The sequence below is a fragment of the Psychromonas antarctica genome (assembly GCF_022267535.1).
Classification (GTDB): domain Bacteria; phylum Pseudomonadota; class Gammaproteobacteria; order Enterobacterales; family Psychromonadaceae; genus Psychromonas; species Psychromonas antarctica.
On the sequence record NZ_JAHNZV010000004.1, the window covers coordinates 48,876 to 71,961 of the forward strand.

23 protein-coding genes are annotated in these 23,086 nt (G+C 41.7%); 8 read left to right on the plus strand and 15 right to left on the minus strand.

Translation table 11 applies throughout. From position 1 onward, the window contains the following. Nucleotides 1-37 precede the first annotated feature (37 nt). Both KSO91_RS02180 and KSO91_RS02185 read left to right on the plus strand, forming a co-directional pair. On the plus strand, nt 38-1,012 hold the full coding sequence (locus KSO91_RS02180; protein ID WP_238740907.1) for a phosphate/phosphite/phosphonate ABC transporter substrate-binding protein: 975 nt from the start codon (nt 38-40) through the stop codon (nt 1,010-1,012). Then, nucleotides 1,012-2,262, plus strand: a complete 1,251-nt coding sequence (locus KSO91_RS02185; RefSeq protein ID WP_238740909.1) for a diguanylate cyclase domain-containing protein — start codon at nt 1,012-1,014, stop codon at nt 2,260-2,262. Before KSO91_RS02180 ends, KSO91_RS02185 begins: the two co-directional genes overlap by 1 nt. Before the next feature lie 104 nt (nt 2,263-2,366). Here the strand turns inward: KSO91_RS02185 and KSO91_RS02190 are convergent, their stop codons facing one another. Together KSO91_RS02190 and KSO91_RS02195 are read right to left on the minus strand one after the other, a co-directional pair. Beyond that, nucleotides 2,367-3,173, minus strand: a complete 807-nt coding sequence (locus tag KSO91_RS02190; RefSeq protein WP_238740912.1) for a Rossmann-fold NAD(P)-binding domain-containing protein — start codon at nt 3,171-3,173, stop codon at nt 2,367-2,369. A gap of 19 nt (nt 3,174-3,192) precedes the next feature. Beyond that, the gene (locus tag KSO91_RS02195) at nt 3,193-3,408 is read right to left on the minus strand and encodes a DUF1289 domain-containing protein (protein ID WP_238740914.1); all 216 of its coding nucleotides are present in this window, start codon (nt 3,406-3,408) and stop codon (nt 3,193-3,195) included. A gap of 128 nt (nt 3,409-3,536) precedes the next feature. Between KSO91_RS02195 and KSO91_RS02200 the strand changes: the two genes are divergently transcribed. After that, nucleotides 3,537-3,893: a glutathione S-transferase N-terminal domain-containing protein gene (locus tag KSO91_RS02200; protein ID WP_238740916.1), complete on the plus strand. Its 357-nt coding sequence runs from the start codon at nt 3,537-3,539 to the stop codon at nt 3,891-3,893. A 53-nt stretch (nt 3,894-3,946) separates the two neighbouring features. Here the strand turns inward: KSO91_RS02200 and KSO91_RS02205 are convergent, their stop codons facing one another. The 10 genes from KSO91_RS02205 to hemC all read right to left on the minus strand — a co-directional run bounded on the left by KSO91_RS02205 (nt 3,947) and on the right by hemC (nt 13,832). Beyond that, nucleotides 3,947-4,465, minus strand: a complete 519-nt coding sequence (locus KSO91_RS02205) for a cytochrome b/b6 domain-containing protein (protein ID WP_238740918.1) — start codon at nt 4,463-4,465, stop codon at nt 3,947-3,949. Next, complete coding sequence (locus tag KSO91_RS02210; protein ID WP_238740920.1) at nt 4,465-4,731, minus strand: PepSY domain-containing protein; 267 nt, start codon at nt 4,729-4,731, stop codon at nt 4,465-4,467. Before KSO91_RS02210 ends, KSO91_RS02205 begins: the two co-directional genes overlap by 1 nt. Nucleotides 4,732-4,894: 163 nt before the next feature. Beyond that, nucleotides 4,895-6,814, minus strand: a complete 1,920-nt coding sequence (locus KSO91_RS02215) for a permease (protein WP_238740922.1) — start codon at nt 6,812-6,814, stop codon at nt 4,895-4,897. A 66-nt stretch (nt 6,815-6,880) separates the two neighbouring features. After that, complete coding sequence (gene arsJ, locus KSO91_RS02220; protein ID WP_238740924.1) at nt 6,881-8,119, minus strand: organoarsenical effux MFS transporter ArsJ; 1,239 nt, start codon at nt 8,117-8,119, stop codon at nt 6,881-6,883. Between the two features lie 6 nt (nt 8,120-8,125). Then, nucleotides 8,126-9,133, minus strand: a complete 1,008-nt coding sequence (locus KSO91_RS02225; protein WP_238740926.1) for an ArsJ-associated glyceraldehyde-3-phosphate dehydrogenase — start codon at nt 9,131-9,133, stop codon at nt 8,126-8,128. A gap of 12 nt (nt 9,134-9,145) precedes the next feature. After that, nucleotides 9,146-9,661, minus strand: coding sequence for a cyclin-dependent kinase inhibitor 3 family protein (locus KSO91_RS02230; protein ID WP_238740928.1), 516 nt, complete (start codon nt 9,659-9,661; stop codon nt 9,146-9,148). A gap of 99 nt (nt 9,662-9,760) precedes the next feature. Next, complete coding sequence (locus tag KSO91_RS02235; protein ID WP_238740929.1) at nt 9,761-10,957, minus strand: heme biosynthesis HemY N-terminal domain-containing protein; 1,197 nt, start codon at nt 10,955-10,957, stop codon at nt 9,761-9,763. A 9-nt stretch (nt 10,958-10,966) separates the two neighbouring features. Then, nucleotides 10,967-12,124: a uroporphyrinogen-III C-methyltransferase gene (locus KSO91_RS02240; protein WP_238740931.1), complete on the minus strand. Its 1,158-nt coding sequence runs from the start codon at nt 12,122-12,124 to the stop codon at nt 10,967-10,969. Between the two features lie 38 nt (nt 12,125-12,162). Continuing rightward, a complete protein-coding gene (locus KSO91_RS02245; protein ID WP_238740933.1) occupies nt 12,163-12,903 on the minus strand; it encodes a uroporphyrinogen-III synthase in 741 nt (246 codons plus the stop codon). Next, nucleotides 12,900-13,832, minus strand: coding sequence for a hydroxymethylbilane synthase (hemC, locus tag KSO91_RS02250; protein ID WP_238740935.1), 933 nt, complete (start codon nt 13,830-13,832; stop codon nt 12,900-12,902). The genes KSO91_RS02245 and hemC overlap by 4 nt, the downstream gene beginning before the upstream one ends. Before the next feature lie 413 nt (nt 13,833-14,245). Between hemC and nudE the strand changes: the two genes are divergently transcribed. Beyond that, complete coding sequence (gene nudE / locus KSO91_RS02255; RefSeq protein ID WP_238740937.1) at nt 14,246-14,806, plus strand: ADP compounds hydrolase NudE; 561 nt, start codon at nt 14,246-14,248, stop codon at nt 14,804-14,806. A gap of 20 nt (nt 14,807-14,826) precedes the next feature. Here the strand turns inward: nudE and sthA are convergent, their stop codons facing one another. After that, entirely contained in the window at nt 14,827-16,254 is a 1,428-nt protein-coding gene (gene sthA / locus KSO91_RS02260) for a Si-specific NAD(P)(+) transhydrogenase (RefSeq protein ID WP_238740939.1), read from the minus strand. 188 nt (nt 16,255-16,442) lie between these two features. Between sthA and KSO91_RS02265 the strand changes: the two genes are divergently transcribed. After that, entirely contained in the window at nt 16,443-16,802 is a 360-nt protein-coding gene (locus tag KSO91_RS02265) for a DUF1422 family protein (protein ID WP_238740941.1), read from the plus strand. Nucleotides 16,803-16,892: 90 nt separating this feature from the next. On the opposite strand, the gene KSO91_RS02270 is transcribed toward KSO91_RS02265, so the two are convergent. Beyond that, nucleotides 16,893-17,375 (minus strand): hypothetical protein, encoded by a 483-nt coding sequence (locus KSO91_RS02270; RefSeq protein ID WP_238740943.1) that lies wholly within the window; start codon nt 17,373-17,375, stop codon nt 16,893-16,895. A gap of 123 nt (nt 17,376-17,498) precedes the next feature. On the opposite strand from KSO91_RS02270, the gene KSO91_RS02275 reads away from it, so the two are divergent. Genes KSO91_RS02275 through KSO91_RS02285 form a run of 3 tightly spaced genes read left to right on the plus strand, consistent with a single transcriptional unit; the run spans nt 17,499 to nt 19,740 of the window. Next, complete coding sequence (locus KSO91_RS02275; RefSeq protein WP_238740945.1) at nt 17,499-17,957, plus strand: methylglyoxal synthase; 459 nt, start codon at nt 17,499-17,501, stop codon at nt 17,955-17,957. Nucleotides 17,958-17,974: 17 nt separating this feature from the next. After that, on the plus strand, nt 17,975-19,075 hold the full coding sequence (locus tag KSO91_RS02280) for a YcbX family protein (RefSeq protein WP_238740947.1): 1,101 nt from the start codon (nt 17,975-17,977) through the stop codon (nt 19,073-19,075). A gap of 8 nt (nt 19,076-19,083) precedes the next feature. Further along, nucleotides 19,084-19,740, plus strand: coding sequence for a hypothetical protein (locus tag KSO91_RS02285; RefSeq protein WP_238740949.1), 657 nt, complete (start codon nt 19,084-19,086; stop codon nt 19,738-19,740). A gap of 57 nt (nt 19,741-19,797) precedes the next feature. Here the strand turns inward: KSO91_RS02285 and KSO91_RS02290 are convergent, their stop codons facing one another. Then, the gene (locus KSO91_RS02290; RefSeq protein WP_238740952.1) at nt 19,798-23,046 is read right to left on the minus strand and encodes a DEAD/DEAH box helicase; all 3,249 of its coding nucleotides are present in this window, start codon (nt 23,044-23,046) and stop codon (nt 19,798-19,800) included. Nucleotides 23,047-23,086 lie beyond the last annotated feature (40 nt).

The following is a 23,086-nucleotide window of genomic DNA, read 5'->3' on the forward strand; positions in this document are numbered from 1 at the left end:
TAGGTATAATAACTAGTTTACTCGAAGGATCACTGCAATGCTTCCCATGTGCCCATTTCTCAATACTACAAATGCAATGATTAATTTTAAGCTTGCAGCGATAATAACTCTGCTAGTTATCTGTTTTATGCCCCATAACTTATCCGCGCAAGAAGCCTCAAATAAGACAATAGGAAAAACATTAGTCATTGGTAAAGTAAGTGGATCGCCCAAAAAACATCTTAAATCCCTAAAATTGCTGGCTAATTACCTTGTTTCTCATATGCAGGATCTTGGTTATACAAAAGGCAAGGTATTACTTTCTCGCAGCGAACAAGAGCTCGCCAGACACTTACAGCAAGGTGAGATTGATCTCGTGACTGAAACGCCATTTTCAACCATGTATCTTCTAGCAGAGGCGGGGGTAGAGCCTATTTTGCGTAAATGGAAAAAAGGCATAGCAGAATATCATTCAGTTATTTTTGTACGTAAGGATAGCGGTATTAATAGGTTGCAAGATTTAAAAGGGAAAACTATCGCATTTGAGGATCCTAATTCCACAGTTGCATACTATATACCCGCCTATGATCTGATTACGGCAGGACTAAATTTAGAGCAGCTTAACTCACCACGGGAAAAAGCAAAAACAGATTTTGCCGGTTATATTTTCTCTCAGCAGGTGATTAACACCTCGCTTTGGGTGCATAAAGGGCGTGTTAATGCAGGGGCAATGAGTAATCTAGATTGGCAAAAAAATGACCGAATGCCTGACAGTTTTCACCCTGATTTAAAAATAATTCATAGAAGCATCTCTATTCCGCGAGCCATAGAAGTACTCCGTAAGGGGTTACCCTTTGCGGTCAAAGCGCGCATAAAAATTCTGATGCTTAATATTGATAAAGATCCTGATGCCGATGAGATCCTCAGAAGCTATCAACAAACCCGAAATTTCGATGAATTAAACGGACAAACATTAAGCCGCTCGAATAAAGTTGATAAGCGACTAAACATAGTCGATGAAGCGACCCAGTAATGCGCCTTAGAACACAATATTCAATCGCTATGGTGCTTCTTATCGGCATAGCCGTCACTTTCATGTCTGCTATTTTATTTTACCAGTTTAGTAAAAACGCCAGAGTTCAACAGACAGTCAGTACCGAAGCTATCTCTGACGCAATCATCCTGCAAATAATGAAGCGCGGCGAATTTATGACCAATTCTTTTTCGCGTTATCTTGTCGATGATATTTACTATGAAAATCAAGCTAAAATAACACAAGCGCTACAGTCAAGTTTGACACAACAAGATCTCTTGTTTATTGAAATTTTTGATCCTAAGGGCTATATCATCAATGATGGCAGTGTTGAGTTATGGGCGTTTGGCAATCAGGTTAACGATCCACAGATGCTCAATGCGATTCGAAAATCAGATAATATATATACACGTATTGAAGCGGATAAAGTGATCTTTGCACGCAGCATTAAAATTGACGACGAGGTTATCGCTGGGATCCATCTGGGTTTCTCTTTACTGTATATCCAAAAGGATATATCAAAGATGGAAAAGACCTTACAAAAGGAATTAACTGAGCTTAGTGAAAGGGATTTTCAAAAAAATATTTTCATCGTCATTGTCGCTTCCTTGCTGCTACTGATTGTCGGCATAATAATGGCAATATTCACCGCCAATAAATTAACACAGCCAATTCATCAACTTGCTCTGCATGCGCGAAAAGCAGGCAAGGGGGATCACCTGAATAGAATTGAGCTTAACCGCTCCGATGAGCTAGGCCAACTGGCCGCCATCTTTAATAAAATGAATCGTCGTTTACTTAAAAATAAAAAAGAAATCCATTATCAAGCTTTTCACGATCACCTGACCGGGCTCGCCAATCGGAATATGTTTAACAAATATATTAATGAGACCCTGCAACAAGCCGCAAATCAGAAAAAACAAGTGACGGTCTTGTTTTTAGATCTAGATGGTTTTAAAGCGATTAATGATACGTTTGGCCATGAAGTTGGTGATAAGCTGCTGATTGTTATAGCTGAGCGCTTTAACGCCGTGATTCGTAAACAAGATAGTATCAAGTTCGCAGAGCTGCCCAACAATATGCTGGTTTCACGTATTGGCGGTGATGAATTTACCATAGTATTGCAGGACATTGGAGAAAAACAGATTGTCTCGCAGATTGCCAGCCGCATTATACGGTCAATCGCTTCTCCAATAGAGTTAAGTGGAGAACAGCTGAATATTGGTGTCAGTATTGGTATTAGTATCTAGCCGGAAGATGGCGGTGATGTCGATACTTTGATTAAAAATGCAGACAGTGCAATGTATCAAGCAAAAAATAAAGGCAAAGGATGTTATGCCTTTTTTAAGCAAACTTAATCATAACTCTTGTACGGATCGATGCCCATAAGATCGCCATGAATAAACTGATAATCCAGCAAACGTTTTAATTTTTTATTACAAATGACTTTGTGCAGCACCTTAGTTTGGGTGTTTAATTTCGGCTTATCCAGACCTAATGCCAAAGCATTATATGTATAAAAAGTCGCTTTACTGGGATGCGTATCCGCGCAGCCATTTAACGTTTCTCCCCAGCATCTATTTTTAATAATCAGCCCGATAATGGCCAAACAATCATCAAGATGAATAAGATTTGCGGGGGCATTAGGAAAACCAATCACTTTATCAGTTTGCTTGGTCGCAATAAAAAATCGCCCCGGATGTCGTTTACCACCGATCAAGCCAGCAAAGCGTAAAAGCGTGGTTTGAAAATGTCTGTTATTTTGCAACAAAGATTCAATCATTAACAATGGATGGGTGGACTGCTGTAAATTGTCGGACTCTTTGCAAGGCAAGGTTTGCTCAGGGTAAACGGATGTTGAACTAATAAATAAAACCTGTTTAACCGCTGATATTTCAATCTCTGCAATCAAGTTTTTAAATGCGGCAATATTTTTGCTGGTGATATTAATTATCAATATATCAGACAGTAAAAAGTCTTGTATATTATCAGGCAAATTTTCAATATCGATTTGAAAAGGTTGTAAACCAGCCTCAGCCAAGCATCGCATTTTGCCTGCACTGCGGGTTGAAATTTTAACTACCGCAAACTCAGCCGACAATCTTTGTGCGACAGGTAAGCCCAACCAACCACTGCCTAAGATACTGATGCTGTTATTCATCTTTCACCCCAATAGGTTATTATTTAGCGTTTAAATCGGCTAGAGCCTGCCATTTATTCTGTGCCGATAACTGCGCGTTGTGACGTGTTTCGGTTAAAGTTAAGATCGCACTTTTTTGCGCGTCAGAAGAGTCCTGCCACTGCAATATTTCCGTTAGACTACGCCAACAACCAATACAGATATCGTTATTATTCAGGCAACAGTTACGTATGCAGGGAGAATCCACTTTAGTCATTAGTACCTCTATAAATGGCTGGGATGAGGTTTAATTGGTCGACCTATTGCTATTGCCTTTAATGATAACAAAGATTACGTTAAACTCCTTTTAAATTAACAAACTGATAACAAAAGAAGAGGTTTTCCATGTTTATTATTCGTTGGCTGTTAGGCCGTATCATTTTATTACTTAATTTTATCTTTAGCCCGAAAAAACTAAAGCGCACAGAATCAGCACAAGCAGAGATAGATCTGCAAACAAAATCACTGCAGCTCTATCAATATCAAGCCTGTCCTTTTTGTGTCAAAGTACGCAGATCATTGCGTCGTCAGGGGCTAAACATTGTCATCGTCGATGCCAAGCAGGCTGATAATAAAAAGGTATTGCAGAGCCAAGCGGGAAAAATACAAGTGCCCTGCTTACGCATAGAGGAAAACAATAAGGTCACTTGGCTCTATGAGTCATCGGCAATTATCGATTATTTAACTAATCGTTTTGCTTAAGCAATACCGGTCAAGAACCCAATTAGCGGAAATCAACAGAGATAGCGGTAAAACTAATGCCGCCCTTTAATCATCCCTCGCAGGTAACGCTTGCCAGTTATTTTGGACATCACAATAACCGCTATCACATGGTAAATTACCGCAATAAAAGTCATATTAACAGCAAACTCATGTACTTCTTTTACCCAATCTTCACCCCATAACAGATCTGTTCCCATCGCCCAACCGCTTAAACAGATAAGTAGTAGACTGCCCCATAAAAACCAAACCATTAAGGCTCCCGCAGGATTGTGACCATCATGATTATCTTGCTTAGTTTTACGTAGTTCTTTTAGATGGGTTATAGCAGCTGGAAATGAAGGTAAAAAACGTGTTAACCGAGCTGGAGACTGAACAACACATCCCCATAATAAGCGTATTACGATCAAGCCAAGCAGGGTATAACCAACCCATTGATGAATATCACTACCTTCTTCAGTGAACAGATAATTACTAAAAAAGAGTGCTGCGACTCCCCAATGAGTGAAGCGCACCAGCAAGTCCCATCCAGATTGTTTCACTAATTGTTTCATTACTCTCTCTCTTCTTTAATTACACTCATATCGGTCGGATTAAAGTAAATTTCAACCCGTTTGCCATTACTGTCATGGCCATATAACTCATAACAGTTAGTCGACGTTTTTTTAAATTTTTTGATAGTATAACCTTGATCGACTATTTGTTGTTTGGCCGTTGCAAATGGCATCCACTGTGTTTCTGGCATTTGTGTACATTGTGGATCGGCATAACTGTAAGAGGCGATAAAAAGTAGTGGTAATAACAATAATTTTTTTGACATGGTAGGCTCCAAACTCTGTAATAGGGTTAACAAGTTGTTAACGTTGTCTATTATCAGCGTTATTTCTTAACAGAAGCTTAAATAAAATCCACTTCCAGTTTATTTCTCACTGCCAAGCGGTATTATTGTGCTTAATCTATTTCCTATTATTTCCCACTGCGCACTAATGATGATGACTTTTTAGTAAACTTTGCGGTATTAATTCAGCAATAAAACGGCGCGCACCACGGCGTAATAAAGAGCTGAAATATAAGAGTAATATAATCGTTAAACTGCCTATATTCCACCAACTATAAGCCGTATCCGGCTGCGCTAACCAAGGCAGTGAAATTACATCGATATATTGATTAAGTGCTAAACCAATCAAAAAAGCACCACCTAACATCAACATTGCTAAACTGATTGCAGCAAAAATACCCTGCTGCTGTTTGAATGTTTGCAAAAATTCCAGACTAATGGTTGGAGCGATAAGTAAGAAAGCGATCGCAGCTCCCGGCGATAAGCCTGCTATGAGTAAAACAGCAATCACAGGGGTAATACCCGTTGCGCACAATGATAATGGCAATGCAACGATAATCATCACCAGTATTTGCAACCACAAAGCCTGATCAAAAAACGCCCAAGCAGGTGTTGCAGAGAGTGTCGCGGCCAGTGTCCAACCGAGTAACACCCATGGTGCGGTATGATCAAGCTGATGTTGATACCCCTGCCGGATGGCATTGATAAATCGAGAGGTTGATTTTTCTCCCTGCCCACTTATCGTCAGCGCTGCACAAGGGGCTGTTGTGAAGTGGCGTCCTAATAACCAAGCGACAGCACATGCAAAAACAGTCGCCAAAGCGATACGTAGTAGCAGCATCTGCACGCCCAACAGGGGCAGAGAGATAAGTAGCGCATCAAAACCGATAATCGGTGCTGCAATTAAAAAAGCGGTCGCAAAGGTTTGGCTCGCCCCCATATCCAATAATTGCTGATGCATTTTACGGGCAGAGGGTGAACAAACAGGTAAAGGTAAACCATAAAGAACCCCTTTTAAGCTGTCTTTTAAAAAAGATTGGCTGTTTTGTTGAGGCAGTATGGCGAATTTGGGTTTGAAGTAATGCATTAATCCACTTAACAGATATGCAAGCAGTAACATCGGCGCGCTGTGCAAGGCTATATTAGTAAAATTTAGCAGTGTTAATGCGGTCTCGTGGCTTTGATGATTTACCGCATCACCAAGCTGCTGATGATCGTCGTCCATCTCCTCTTGATGTAGGGGCATACTCAGCGCTTGAGAATCATCTTGTACTGCGGTTAGCAGCGTATCACTGTTTTGTAATGCCATTGAGTGAACAATTTCAGTACTATTATCATGACTATCCTCAATATAACCTAGCCAATGCGGTAGAAGCACAGAAGCTAATACAATCACACCTAACAAACTACCAATTCCTGCTGCGTATCTATTTTCGTTGCTTGTCTCGTGCGCACTATGAACGTGAGCATGGCCGTGTAGATAAGGGCGATGCAGCACAACATGCATAATAGATCCCATCACAAAGGCTTGAAACCAAGCTAACCATTGCCCATCCAGTTGTAACAGTGAGTCACCCGCTAATAGTCCACCGCCTAATGTTGCAGCAGACATGGTCAGTAAAATAGCGAGCGGTAATAACCGTCCATACTGAGGACGTAATAACCACCAAATCGTTAAGCCCACCGGGAAACGGTGCAATAACACACCAATAGCAAGTAACCAGCCAGTATGATCAGCTTCAGAAACGATTAAAGCGGAGCCATCAATGCTGGCATGCAAAACTAAACCCAGTACGCCTAAGAACAGGGTTGTCTGATGTGCTTGATGTGCCGCTCTATGAAAGTATTTCTCTATCCAGCTGGGTGCAAGCATACCCATGGCCATCAGCAATAACACCATGAATCCGCCTGTGTGCAGGATTTCAGGCAGGATATGCAAAAAGACTAGGCCAGAAATAGTGACGAAAATAAAAGCATCAAGTAGATCCAGCCAACCGGGTTGGCGCTGAAATAAGCGGTAGGTAATTGGGCCGAGAAAAAGTGCAAAAATACTTAATAACAACATTAAAATAGTCTCAATAAATTTCTATTTTGTTATATTATAACACCTCAAGGAGGTTGACTATTTTTATCAGATATTATTATCTTGGTGACTATCACGGTCCCCACTAAGTGAAGAGTGTCTCGGCAAAAACACTGAAATGCCAGCAGCGATAGCGATAAAAAACGAGGCAACGAGCAAACAGGCACTTAAACCAAAACTAACAAATACCCAGCCCGAAAGTAGCGTGCCGATTAACCGACCCAGTGCATTGGCCATATAATAGAAACCAATATCCAGCGAGACCCCCTCTCTCTGTGCATAACTGACAATCAGATAGCTGTGCAATGAAGAGTTGATAGCGAAAAGCGCGCCAAAGAGGAACAAACCTGCGATAAACAACGCGCTAGAAAATTGCAGCGAAAGAGCCACCAGCAAAGGGGTAACAGCTAACGCTATTGCCCATCCAACGGCACTTTTACCATCGGGCAGTCGCCCTGATTTTTTACCTGTAAAATAGGGGGTGATAGATTGAATGCCACCATAAAAAACTATCCACAGGGCGATTAAACCACCGACCGTCCAGGCGTTCCAGCCAAAGGTTTCACTGAGATAAACAGGTAACGCAACCACAAACCAGACATCACGCGAAGCAAACAGAAATAGACGCGCCGCAGAGAGAATATTAACACTGGCGCTTTTGGAAAATAATTCAGTGAATTTAACTTTGCGTTTGACCCTACCGAGATCTTTTTTAAGCAAGAGTAGACTTAAACAGAAAACCACCAGCAAACCAGCCGCCATTAATAACATCGCACTTTGAAAGCCAACGAGTGTCAGCAGTAGTCCGCCTAAAAAGAAGCCAACCCCTTTCAGGGTGTTTTTTGAGCCTGTTAAAATAGCCACCCATTTATATAACGTATCCTGTTGGTGATCACTTACAAACAGTTTAATCGCACTTTTAGCACTCATTTTATTAAGATCTTTGGCGATACCTGACAAGGCTTGCGCGAACATCACCCAGGGAATAATCAGCCATTCACCGGGAACGGTTAACATTAGCAGGGCAATCACCTGCATCAGCAGCCCCACATTCATGGTGCGATTAAGCCCAACACGCGCCCCCAGCCATCCCCCTAAAAGATTAGTCAGCACACCAAAAAACTCATAAAACAGGAATAGAAAAGCGACCTCTAGCGCGCTATAACCTAGCTGATGAAAATACAATACAACCAGCATGCGCAGGGCACCGTCGGTTAGCGTAAACGCCCAGTAATTGGCCGTAATAACGCAATATTGCTTTAATTCAGCAGATAAATTATTAAACATCAGGGGTTACTTATCTGCTCGGCCAACTAAGCGTACTAATTCCGCAGTGCGTGTTGCATAACCCATTTCGTTATCATACCAAGCATATATTTTTACCATGCGAGCCCCCACCACCATCGTCGAGAGAGCATCGACAATAGTCGAGCGTTGATCGCCTCGATAGTCGATAGAAACCAAGGGTTTCTCTTCAAAACCTAAAATACCTTGGAGTTCGTTTTCAGAAGCACTTTTGAGTAATGCATTAACTTCTGCAATATTTGTATCGCGGCTAACATCAATGACAATATCGGTTAACGATGCATTAGCGAGAGGGACGCGTACAGCATGCCCATCAATGCGATCTTTAAGCTCTGGAAATATCTCCACAATCGCTTTGGCGGAGCCAGTGGTAGTGGGAATCAAACTCATGCCACATGCACGGGCGCGGCGCAAATCTTTGTGTGGCGCATCTAAAATAGTCTGCGTATTGGTGAGATTATGAATAGTGGTAAAACAGACCTGTTCAATACCTAACTTCTCATTAATTACTTTAATAACAGGCGCAAGACAATTAGTGGTACAAGAAGCGGCTGTCACAATTCGGTGTTTGTTCGGCTCAAAAATATGCTCGTTAACACCGACCACAATATTGGCTATGGCAGCATCTTTTACTGGAGCAGATACCACCACGCGTTTTACCCCTTGAGTTAAATAGCGTTGCAGCAGCGTAGGATCGCGGTGAACACCCGTTGCTTCAATGACCACATCGCAATCGGACCAATCGACGGCGTCAATGTCGCTTTGCTGTGTGCATTTTATTTTATGCTTGCCGATAATAATATGATTATCACAAGCGTTAACCTGATGCCCCCAACGCCCCTGCACTGAATCAAATTCAAGAAGATGCGCCAGTGTTTGTGCATCGCCAGCGCAATCATTAACTAACACAAACTCGATATCGCTCCAATCATAAGCAGCGCGCATCAGTAAACGGCCGATTCTACCAAAACCGTTAATTCCGACTTTAATGGTCATTTTTTATATCCTTTATTGTGACTTGAGGCTTTGATCCAACGCGTTCAAATAATCGCGTTGGCAAACGTGTGTAAAAGCATTCGCTCGAACAGCCTGAATACACGCCATTGTTGGTTCCATGCATTCACCACGCTGCAAAAGAATCTGCGCAGCAAGCAAACCGGTGCGCCCCGAGCCTCCTTTACAGTGAATGGCGATGCTTTTTCCTTGTGTAAGGAGACACTGCACTGCAGGTCCGGCGTTTTTCCAAGCTCGCAAAAACTCTGCTTCTGGAATATGATCATCAACAATGGGTAGGTGAAACCAGCTCATCCCCTGCGCGATGACTGCTTCGCCAATCCCCGACAAACTGTTTTTTTCCAGCTCACTGTGCGTCATTAAAGTCAGCACCGCCTCAGCACCTGCTGCTTTTAGCTGTTCAAGAGAAGCAATCAGTGCTGCGCCTTTTGTACCGGGACAGGGCGTTAAAATTATTTTTGCCGCGCTGTCTGCAATGGGGATCGGGAAAATGGGATGTATGACTGACATTTTTTTACTCTTATAAAATCATAAATAGGCCATAAAAAGCAGCAGATAATCTCCTGCTCAGAGTTATGTTACCTCGGCTTTATTGCATTTTAATGACAACTACAAAGGTGCTACAGAGGTTGCAAAAATCAACCCTTTACGGTAATAGTAGAGCGCATCATCCTGACAGTCTTCTTTTTCTAGAAGGTTCGCAAGCAGTACAAAATCGGCACTATTCGGTACCGTTTCAATACTTATCTTCAAATGCTCAATAGCAGCATTAACTTTATCTTCTTTAAGCTTTAACTTCGCCAGCGCTTGATGAATCAAGCCCGTTTGCGGTTCTTTTTTAAGCTTTTTCTCCAGTAATAAAATTAATGGATAGTGATCACTAAGGGTCAATTTATCGAGGTAAGTAAGCAGCGCTGGTAAGAACTGCTTATTAAGTTTATCTAATAAAAATTGCTCAGCAAATTTGTCATAGCCAGCTGCAATATAAGCATCTAATAAGATTTGCTGGTAATGCAGGTCTTTATGCATCCAACGCGAGGTTTTTTTCTCCCAGTAGCTTTTCAAAGCATCAGCACTTTGTAAGGCAAGCTGCTTAAAAAGATGCTGGTGAGCATCCAACAGCATGGAGTCAAACGCCTGATCATCAAATGAAAAAGCGCGCCGTTTAGTATTTAATAACCCTAAATATTGTTGCCATTTACCCAATGCGGGGTAGGTCAACAGATAGAGCTCGCTAATACGCCTATTCTTCGGAAATTTATTCTCCAATGACTCTAATCTGGTCAGCGCATTTTCATACTGTTTTGCCTCTAACTGTAGCTCGACACCCACCAGCCCGGCCGCCAGCTCACACGCTGGCTGGCTATCACAAGCCTGTTGTAGATATTCATCACGCAGATCATATTTTTTCTGAGAATGCGCCGCTTTAGCTGCTGCGATATAAGTCAATGCTGGCGATTCACTGCGCGGAGCTGATTGCTCGAGTAATTTTTGCGCTTGTTTAGTATCACCTTCAAACAGTGCCAGCATACCTAAGACGCTATTTTTTTGTGCTTTCCGAGTCCTATGGCGGCCAAACCAACCACGTGTTAATGCACTCATCGACAGCAGTTTACGTAATAACCACTCCGCAAATAGCAATAAAAAATAAAAAACAATGGCAATAAAAATGGCATTGATAATAGTCATTTCATAGGTAGTATAAGCATCAAAAGAGACTAAAATATAACCTTTATTGGCACTGATCTCAGGTCCTAAAATCAGCCCAGCTAATAGCACTGCAATAATAATAATAATTCGCATCATAATTTTCTCCTACTCGGCAGAGCCAGCAGCGAGTGATTTTTGTACACGCTGCTGTATGATCCGATCCAGTAAAGGGGCTGTTTTTAATTGATCAGGGTAGTTAATTGATATTTTTCGCTGGCCTAACTCTTGGATAGTCTTATAAAAGTGGCTGGTCGTATTATCAGTTAAATCGAAGTAATTTTTGAGTAAATCAGTCGCACTGTGCAGCGCTATATCGTAAATATCTTGCTGCTCTCGGTAAATAGAAAATTCTGCTTTGGCTAAATCATTACGTAATTTCTCTTTCAAATACCAGCGTTGTTGTGGAGAAAGTAATGCTTGTAGTTGTGTTTCACGCTTATTAATAACAATAAATCCGTTCACAAAATCAGACCATGACTTAGCTAAATTTTCCTGCCAGTCATTAATATCAGTAGAAATGCCGGTTGCTTTCTTTTCTGCCGCCTGAGCCGTTTCGCCCCCCAAAACAACTAGCTTATCAATACGACGCTCTAGACTAGAGAGGGCGATTACTAGGCCGTCAGGATCGCGCTTGGGTAAGGCTTCTAACATGTTAATATCATCAAGCAGCATCGACCGTAAAACACTTAAACTCGAATCACTTAACTCAACAATGCGTTTGTCTGCTGTCAATAACAGCGCGATTGCAGTAGGGATATCTCTTTCGAGCCAAATTTTTCTTCCCGCAAGCGACACCAAGTATTCAACCTCAGCCAAAACCCAATCATTCGGATGACGTACTCTTGCCTCCGCCAACGTACGTTGTAGGGCTTGTATATCCGTTTTATATAATTTATTTTCATTTTGAACTTGTTGAAGCTGAGAATTAATCTGCTCCATTTCGATTTTAAAATTAGATTGTAATTGTTGACCGTACTCTGCTTGTTTATGCTGCTTAGTTACCTGTGCAGATAATTGTTCTCCTAAATGATTAATTTGCAACTGCTGCTGCGCATTTAATTTTTGATCTTTTTGGTAGAAGTAACCGCCCAATACTAGCGCAACAAATAGCAAAACAAGTGACAACAAAGCGATAAAAATAGCCAGCTTGGCGCTTTTTTTGTTTTTAGGGGACGCTGGAGTATCCGTTTGCGGGAGCGTTTTTTTAGGCATAACGATTTTCTCTTCTATTTTCAGCTCATTACTGGCTTTATTTTCTGTCATAACGACCTCACATCTAAAGAACGATAGAACTATTCATTTTATTTAAAATAATCAACGATCTGCTTATCTGACATACCGGGCAGCACTTCCACATTAGACCACCCCAATCTTATAGCATGATCTGTGATACGTTTACTAGGCGCATAAATCGTCATTTTTTTTAACCACAGAGATTCTTCACTAGGCAGCAGTTCGGTTAACCTTTCTAATAACTCAAGGCTACCGACAATTGCGCCGTTAATCCTTTGCTGCTGCCATTGCTCCACTACCAACTTCGCACTTAAATTAATAACGACACGCTGATAGGGCTGATAATACTCAATAATAGCACCACGAGCGGTTAATCTTTCTGCGAGCAGCTCACGTCCACCAACACCACGTACAATAAGTACCCGTTTACCTTGTGGTAGAGCCAAACAAGGCAAGGCCAACAAACCTTCGCTGTCAAACTGTCCGTGTGGGATAATAACTTTTTGCTCCGTTACCGTGCATAACTTTTCTGCGGTTCTTTTCCCTACCGCTAAATAAATAGCAATGGGCCAGCTTTTCCCGGCAAGAGCCCGATCGGCGTAGTCCACTGCATTGCGGCTGACGGCAATAATATAATCGTACTTTTTTGCAAAGATATGCATCGCGTCGGCAAACTCCGCACTTTTTTGCACAGCCAGCAGCGGTTGCGCCAGTGCAAAGGTTCCTTGCTCATCAAGCAACTTAGCTAAGCGTAAGGCATCAACTGCAAAACGGGTAATAAGTAAACGCGGTTTAGCGATAGGGCTCATGCTTGGCGATACACTTCAGCCAGTATTTCTTTAGCACCGCTATCGAGTAGCTGCTGCGCAAGTGACAATCCAAGTTGCTCTGCATCGTCTTGATGACCACGTATCTGTTTTCTAATAATATTTTTACCATCGACACTGCCGACTAGACCGCGCAGCAAAAGCTGCTCATTGTCGAGTACAGCAAAACTACCAATAGGCACCTGACAACCTCCTTGTAGTGCAAGATTCATGGCGCGTTCAGCAGTCACACGGATGCGTGTCTGTGCATCTTCCAAGGGTTTTAATAACGCGATGGTGTGTACATCATGCAAACGACACTCAATACCGACCGCACCTTGCCCAACCGCGGGTAGACAAACCTCTGGCGCAATATAACAGCGAATACGCGCGTGCATCTGCAAACGGATCAAGCCAGCTGCAGCCAAAATAATCGCATCATATTGCCCTTCATCTAACTTGCGTAGTCGGGTATTCACGTTACCGCGCAGATCTTTAATAATAAGGTCGGGCCGTAATGCGCGTAACTGACATTGACGACGTAAACTAGAAGTACCAACAATAGCGCCTTGTGGTAACTGCTCGATGTTTTGGTAATGATTGGCAACAAATGCATCACGTGGATCTTCACGCTTACAAATCACCGTTAAACCTAGCCCGTCGGGGAAATCGACAGGCACATCTTTCATCGAGTGCACGGCAATATCGGCACGCCCTTCTAACATTGCTACTTCCAACTCTTTAACAAACAGCCCTTTACCACCAACTTTAGCTAACGGCGTATCTAGAATCTTATCACCCATAGTTTTCATTGCCACTAGCTCAACCGTTAAATGCGGATGATATTTTAGCAGCTCAGCTTTAACAAAGTTGGCCTGCCACATTGCCAGCGGGCTATGGCGCGTCGCAATACGAATTATTTGCGCAGTCATTAGTCAGTCATCTCATTAATAAACGAATATTTTGATGCTATCAAAGATAAGCACAATTAGCATCTGTAATAGCGCTAAAATGGTGATTACTACAAAGACGCGAAGACCTCTACTTTCTTTTTCTGCGTTAAAAGATAATCGCAATAGAGCTACATTTGCAATTATACCCATGTTACCTCAGATGCTTTTCTGACACTCACTCAAAGACCAGAGCGAGGTGCAACATGAGGGCCTTTGGAGCTAAGCCCCTTAGGGAAAGGCAACTCATACCAATCAGCGTTGTTATAATATATCTATGTAGAACAACTATACTTCAATTTTGTGCCTATCCTCTCGGCACAATTTGTCTTGCTGACTTCGCATCTTGAAGTATTATGGATATAAATGTTACCCGCAGGTTAAAGAGAGTTTATATGAGTCAATCGCCGGCATTACCCGAAATTTTAAAATGTACCCTCATTGCTAGTAGCCGATTTTTTAAAATTGAATCATTGCAGCTTAAATTTAGTAATGGTCAACAGCGTGAATTTGAACGGATGCGTAGCCATCATCAGGGCGCGGTACTGATTGTTCCATTTTTTGATAAAGAGACGTTATTACTAATTAGAGAATATGCAGCGGGTACGCATTCCTATGAGCTAGGCTTCCCTAAAGGGCTTATGGATCCTGGAGAAACGGCTGAGATAGCGGCCAACCGAGAGTTAAAGGAAGAGGTTGGGTTTGGTACAAACAAGCTGCAAAAACTCAAAAAGGTGAATATGCCACCCAGTCATTTCAGTAGTAAAATGACGCTATTTATGGCCACTGATCTTTACCCTGAAAAGTTGCCAGGTGATGAGCCCGAACCGTTAGAGGTGATAAAATGGCCTCTTGCTAACGTAGACCAGTTATTAGCAAGGGAAGACTTCCAGGAAGCTCGCAGCATTGCCGCATTATTATTAACACTCAAAGCGCTCAAAGATAAAACGGCTTGAGCGCCGCTTTAATAGCGAAATTAAAATAATCGGTTTAATCCATTCAGCGCAGCCACCCGATAAGCCTCTGCCATTGTCGGGTAATTAAAGGTGGTATTAACAAAATACTCAATATTATTAGCCTTCCCTTCCTGTTCCATAATAGCTTGACCGATATGAATAATCTCAGCTGCACGCTCGCCAAAGCAGTGAATACCGAGGATCTCTTTACTTTCTCGGTGAAAGAGTATTTTTAAACTACCCACTTCACAGCCTAATATTTGCGATCGCGCTAAATCTTTAAACTGTGCTCGGCCAACTTCATAAGGGATTTTTTGCTGAGTTAACATCTGTTCGGTTTTACCCACAGAGCTCATTTCAGGAATAGTATAGATACCGGTTGGGATATCTTTAATCAATTTTTTCTGACCTTCGCGGGTCAATATAACGTGCGCAGCAATTCGCCCTTGATCATAAGCAGCGCTGGCAAGACTGGGATAACCAATCACATCACCGACCGCATAGATATTATTCACTTCAGTTTGGTAGTGCTGATTAATCGTCAACTGCCCGCGTTGATCCGGCGTTAATCCAACATGACTCAAATTTAATGTGTCGGTATTGCCGGTGCGACCGTTGGCAAAAAGCAGGCAGTCGGCTTGCATTTTTTTGCCCGATTTAAAATGCAAGACAACGCCTTGCTCTGTCGCTTCAATTTTTTCATAGGCTTCATCGTGGCGTAAAATAATGCCCGAGTTTCTAAAATGGTAAGAGATCGCGTCTGACATCTCAGTGTCTAAAAATGAGAGCAGGCGATCTTGTGTATTAATCAGATCCGTTTTAACACCTAACCCTCTAAAAATAGAAGCATACTCTGATCCAATAACGCCTGCACCATAGATAGCAATATGTTGCGGGTGGTCATTTAAAGAGAGAATAGTATCACTGTCGTAAATATGGCGAGCAGTAAAGTCAATATCGTCGGGGTGATAAGGGCGAGAGCCCGTGGCGATAATAATGTCTTTTGCACTTATCTGCTCAGATGAGCCATCCTCGCTTTTAATAATAAGCGTATGTTTATCAACAAATGATGCCTCACCAAAATGTAACTCACAGTTGTTGCGCTGGTAAAAGCCACGGCGCATCATTACCTGTTTGCTAATGACCTGCTCGCTGTGAGTCAATGCATCGGCAAAAGTGAAGGGTTTTGTCTGCGGGTAGTGGCGTGAGAAAAAGGCATTATTATTAATTTCAATCAGCTGGCTAACGCTGTGGCGTAATGCTTTTGAAGGGATAGTGCCCCAATGCGTACAGCCACCACCAATCTCCTTGTATTTTTCAACAACAGCAACACGCAGGCCTCCTTTTGCCAGTTTCATTGACGCCCCTTCTCCGCCGGGACCGCTGCCAATCACAATAGCATCGTAATCGTACTGTTTTTTATCACTGTTATTTTTATGCTTAGACATGCTAAACCTCTGAAGAAGATATACGATGGAGTGATAAGTTTAACAATTATCGCCCATTTGTTATACAAACTTATTACACATAGAATGTTGGTTGTAAATTAGATTCGCGGTAAAATAAAAAGAGTAAAAAATTACTTATCATGTTATTTTTATCTTGATAACATTTATCTTATTAAAGGAAGCTGTTTATGAGTCAACATACAATTTCATTAAAATGGATTGCTTACACCTTTTTAATCGGGCTTTCCGCCAACGCTTGTTTCTCAATATTAACCATTGCGGCAATTCCTTTCTCTCCTTTCCCGTTCTTAACTCTGTTTTTTGCCGTTAACTATTTTTATAGCCTTTATATTAAAGAAGCGCAAAACGAGGTCAGTATCCGCCCAGCTTGGGCTGCGCTTATTATTGGCGGCTCCTCTTATGCCGCTTTTCTCGGCGCGCGACACCCTGAGCTCGGCTCAAACTTTATATCTGTCACCCTGACTTTAATTCTAACTATCTGGTTAATGTACAAATTACTCTTTGGCGATAAACATTATTCGGCTTAATTGGAGCGGCTCTTATAACATTCGTTATGCATAACTAGAAAGGGCGTATTAATCAAATTAATACGCCCTTTTTTTTATCGTCTATTTATGTTAACCGCGCTTCAAACGATCTTCTAGCCCTGTTAATAAAGCAACGGATTGCTCTTTAAGTGCAAGTAGTTTTTCAGCTGATGCGTGACGGTTAAATTCACCTAACTCAGGAAATAACTTACAGAACATCGCTTGCGGGTACATATGTACGGTGTCCATCGTCACTGAGCTTGGGATCTTAAAAAATACAAACGAGCCAATGGCATCAAAATGCTGCAGTTTTTCCATTAAACGTTCTGCGGTTAATGCTTCTAAAAAAAACTCTTCTTCCTCGCTTTTACCGTCCCATTCAGCAACCGTAACAAGTGATCTAAAAGGCAGTTCATCAGATATATTTTCTTTTTCAATATAGATAGAATGCAATGCGCTTTGACTATCTTCCTGCTTTATTTTTAGTCCTATAAACTTAAAAGTTGGGTGAGCGATTAATAACGTAGGTAATTGATTTGCAAAATATAGAGATAACTGTTCACTATTTCTCATACAAAACTCCGAAAAATATATTTGAGGTTTAACCTAAAATACAACAAGATGAATGACTATTTGTATTAGCTTAACTTATACGGTTTACTTTACAAGTTATTGGCGATTATTGAAGGGTTAAAAATGAAATATACAACACGCGAACTACCGAAGAACAAAAATATTGCACTGGTTGCGCACGATCATATGAAGCAGGAACTACTGGCTTGGTCAGAAAGACGCAGCGAAGCATTAAAATCACATCACCTTTATGCAACGGGAACAACGGGATCGCTTTTATCTAAAGAGCTAGGATTGCCGATAAAATGTTTGTTCTCAGGTCCAATGGGAGGCGATCAGCAGCTCGGAGCAAAAATTGCAGAGGGAGAAATAGATGTGCTTATTTTCTTTTGGGATCCGATGAATGCGGTGCCGCACGATCCCGATGTAAAAGCATTATTGCGTTTAGCTGCTGTATGGAATATTCCGGTTGCAACCAATATCGCCACTGCTGATTTTCTGATGGATTCACTGCATATCAATAATAGCTATTATACGCGCATACCTGATTATAAGGGCTACTTGGCTGAGCGTACTGAATAATTAAGGAGGCAATTAATTTGCAAATACTTAACGATATTTACATCTATCCAATTAAATCGATCAAGGCGATCAACCAGCCGGCGGCCTATGTGGAAGAAAAGGGATTACGTTTTGATCGCCGCTATATGTTAGTTGATCTGCAAGGGGAATTTATCACCGGACGAACTCATCCACAATTAACACAAATAACGGTACAGTTTTCACGAAAGCTGTTATTAGTGGATGCCCCCAATATGCCGACACTTAGCATTGATCCCGAACAATTCAGCACAAGCATGCAAACCAGCCAAGTTTGGTCTGATACGGTCGAGGTATTACATTGTCATGACGATTATGACCAATGGTTTTCAAACTATTTGCAATACCCCTGCCAACTTGTTTTTTTTAGCGACGAAACAAAGCGCCTGTTAAAAAACCGAAAAACGCAAGTTTCATTCGCAGATGGCTACCCGTTGTTATTAATCAATCAAACCTCGGTCGACTTTCTCAATGCACGTTTAGAGAAACCGGTCACGCCACTGCATTTCCGCCCTAATATTGTTGTGCAAGGTGATTTCCCCTTTATTGAGGATAGCTGGGCACGTATTAAGATTGGAGAGGTAGAGTTCGAAGTCAGTAAGCCCTGTTCACGCTGTCTGTTTACTAATGTCGATCCGCAAACTGGGGTTGCCGATAACGATCAGCCATTAAAAACGTTGGCAACCTTCCGTTACCACCAAGGTAATATCGATTTTGGGCAAAACTTAATCCCGCTTAACAGTGGAATTATCCGTACGGGTGATGAGATAAAAATAATAAGCACACAAGGGGCTCGATTTTATAGTGAAAAACAAGAGCAACAAGCCAGCAACAAAAAAAATATTGAGATATATTATCAAGGAGCCGATATCACGACGACGGGAGATAATCAGCAGCTGTTATTAGATCAGGCCGAGCAAGCAGGAATTGATATCCCATACTCATGCCGAGGCGGTCAGTGCGGACGCTGTAAAGTAAAACTAATAGAGGGCGAAGTGACCACGCTAAATGACGAAGGATTAAGCGATCAAGAGAAACAGCAAGGTTATATTCTTTCCTGCAGCTGCATTCCTTTATCTGACATTATTATTAATCATTAGGGGTTATTATGAATATAGACATCGATCAAAGCGATATTCCTGAAAATGATACTGACAAACTGGTTGCCGTGCTGGGGTTAACCCATAATATAAATGAAGCGGGCTATATTCTCCCAGACGGGCGGTTACTACATTTAGACCGCAGTAATACCTTTAAACGTAAAAATCATTTAGATGTGCTAAAGCTGCTGCCCTCTTTCCTCGGCCAAGATCACTCGATTATCGATACCGATATGATAGCCTTTATGGCCAGAGAGCAACTGGTGCGTTTTTGTATCGACGGTAAAATTCATACGGCCGTTAAACCGACATCCGCTCAATTACGAAAAATATATAGCGTATTAGCTTATCGCTCCAACCCATTTGAAATTATCATCTCCAACGCAGCAGGCATGACATTAGCCCAACATCGGGTTTCAGGACCGAGCATGAGCGTGCTGGTAAATATTTTTAGTGCTTACCAACCGAGTGGGCAGGGCCATTTTTCTGAAGATGAGTTTTGTGTTGAAGAAAATGAAACCTATTTTAAAATGATCTTCAGACCGGCGATGAAAACGGTGGCGAGAATGAATAAACACAGCAAAATGATAAAAATTGAGCCACTGTTTAAAGAGACAACGCCACTTTTTATGAAGCTAGTTAAGCAATTAAATCAGAATAACTAAACAAGCCGATAGAACCATGTTGGTGACTTATACAACAAAAAGTACACCAAGGTGCTATCAATAATGTTCAAATAACTTTAACAACGCATCACTATTATCTGGAGCGAATTTCTCTTCTTGGTCTGTTCCGTAGACGCTATCAGCGAGTCTCTGTTTACGAGCCTGCAGAGCTAAAACACGTTCTTCAACCGTTTGCTCACAAATTAATTTATACACAAAAACGGGTTTATCCTGACCAATTCGATAAGCCCTATCCGTAGCTTGCTTTTCAACTGCAGGATTCCACCAAGGATCATAATGAATCACGGTATCCGCTGCCGTTAAATTAAGCCCTACACCGCCTGCTTTTAAGGAAACAAGGAAGATTGGCACTTCACCGGCTTGGAATTTATCAATCACCTCTGTTCGGTTACGTGTTTGTCCTGTCAATTTGACAAAATCAATCCCTCTTTCTTGCAGCGATTGTTCAATTAATGCCAACATCTGCGCAAATTGCGAAAAGATTAAAATACGTCGTCCCTCTTCAATCATTGGCGGCACAATTTCCATCAGAAAGTCTAACTTGGCCGAACCTTTAATCTGTTTGGCATTCTCAAGTTTGACTAAGCGCGGATCACAGCAAGCCTGACGTAGTTTAAGCAGCGCATCAAGAAACTCTATACGGCTCCTTGCCATCCCTTTTTCTTTAAGTAGATCACGGACTTTGGCTTCCATCGTGATACGGATACTTTCATATAAAGTACGTTGATCATTCGGTAAAACAATTTTATGTATAATTTCTGTTTTTGCAGGCAGTTCTTTAGCCACTTCATCTTTAGTACGGCGTAATAAAAATGGCTGAGTTTTCTGAATTAACCAATTTTGTACTTGCTGGTTGCCTTCGCCTTCGATCCCTTTGCGATAAAAACGGTTAAAGGTGCTATGCGTTCCTAAGAAACCAGGCATTAAGAAATCAAACAATGACCAAAGTTCACCTAAATGGTTTTCCATCGGCGTCCCCGTTAAACATAAACGCTGCTTAGCATTGAGCTGTTTGATACTTTTGGTCATTTTCGCCAATGGGTTTTTAATGGTTTGTGCTTCATCTAGAATTAAATCAGAAAAAGTGACTGTTTCTAGCTGGCTGAAATCTCGACCGACTAATGGGTAAGTGGTGATCACCAGATCATAATCGGGTATCGATGCAAAATGCTTATGACGATCGACACCATGTAAAACTAGCACTTTTAATGTGGGAGTGAATTTAGTCGCTTCATTTAACCAGTTACCGACTAAGGAGGTAGGGCAAATAACCAAAGCCGGCTCAGAACGTTGTTGCTGATGCTGCTTTTTATAAAGCAGATAAGCCAATGCCTGAATAGTTTTACCTAATCCCATATCATCGGCCAATACGCCAGAAAATCCATATTCATTTAAAAAAACTAACCAATTCAAACCAGTCAGCTGATAATCGCGCAGTGTCGCATTGAGATCTTCAGGTAATGACACCTCCTGAATACCGGTAAAGTTAGTTAGCTTTTCGGCCAAGGCTTTGACATGATTACCACCTACCCAGCGATTAATTTCAGGCAACTGAGCCAATAATGCAGCTTGGCTTTGCGGTAGATGGATACTGTCATTATTAACCTCCCCCAACTCTTGTAAAATAGATAAAATAGGCTGAATAGAGGTACGTTTAATGCGCAACGGTTTACCGTTAGCCTGAGGGAGCAATATATCAAACAGATGTTCCTGCCAATCTTCATTATTGCGCAACCACTCGAGAAGCAAAGGCAATAATTCAATCCGTTTGCCCTCAATCTCAATCGACACACCAAGATCAAACCAGTGTCCCTGCTCTTCTATCTCGATATCAATGCTATCTATTTTTTCACTCGACAATGCTAGATCAAGCGATATCTCAAAGTGCCAACCGAACACTTCTAAACGTGCCTTATGTGCAGTTAAGAGAGATAGCCACTGGAACTGTTGTGATCCCCCCAGTTCAGGCGGCAGAATGCCCAATAACTGACCTGCTTTCGGCTGTTTAGAATCGTACAATAGCGGATCTAATAAACATAAATTCTCGAACTGCTTTATCGCTAAATCTTCATGATCAATGTCGCGCTCAATGGTGATTATTTCATTGGCCAGCATAAACTGTGTACGCGTGGGATCATCAACCACACTTGGGTTGAGGATCAGTTCACCATAGCGGAAAAACAAGCGCGCGATGAACATGCGTTGCTCTTTGATCGTTGCTTCATTAAGCGAGCAGATAACCTGCAAATTAGCGTTAATTTCGCGCGTTGGATAATTAATTGGGTTAGGTAAAAGCGCATTAGGAAAACGCAGTGAAACTTCTTGGGTAAAGTGCACACACTGTTTATCAGCAAGTGGTGGTGTTTGTAATAAAGACAGGATCCAATGACTATCAAATTCACTTTCAATGGCACCGACGAAACCTTTATCTGTATCAATATAATAAGGAGTCGGCGTAGGTACCAACAGCCAGTTTTCACTATCTTGCAATGTGACTTGTAGCTGTTTTAACTGTTCATCTTGTTCAATCCATTGTAATGACAGTTTTCGACTTTCAGCACCCAGTAAAGGTAAAGAGAGATCTTTCCAAAAACACCGTCCAGTCGCTAATATTTTTTGCAACGCTAATAGATCATGCTCACTATGGATAGAGGTTTTAGGCAGTTTAGCGACCCGCCCCTCTTTGGCTAAAAGCAGTTGTAGAATACTGACATCCTCTGCCGTTACCCATTTATAGCTTTCCATCCAAGCTTCATTTTCAACCACTGAAAGCAGATCTTTTTCCGCAAAAACACTGACGTTTTCGCTTTTCAGAAAACGCATTGATCCATACTCAACTTGCAGATACTGCAACGCGTGGTTGTAAGTGCTTTTATTAAATGAAAGGCGGAAATAGCCTTGATAAGCACCACCGCTTGACGCGGGTTGTTTTTTCGTCAGCTGCCCCTGCAATAACTCAAACCAAGTTTGATAGCTGTTTTCGATATTATAATTGGGGGTGCCCGCTTGATAAGCAAGTAACAGTGCGACGGCATGTTTACAGTTCCAGCCAACTGGGCAAGTGCAGTTGCTGTGGATAATAAAGCCCCCTTTGTTGGATTTTTTAATTGAGGCACTGGTTTGATAAGGGATCTCAAGTTTGCCTTTTACACTGCCACTGAGCGTATTAGTTTCGTTATCATATTCACAAGATAGCACGCGACTTTCTTTAAAATAGCGTGTGCCACGGTCAATTATATTACGACCGAAACTAGTAAAAATATCTTGCTGGGTAATCTTAGGCATCTGTGCAACCAACTTAAAAATGGATCGTTAATGATAGAGA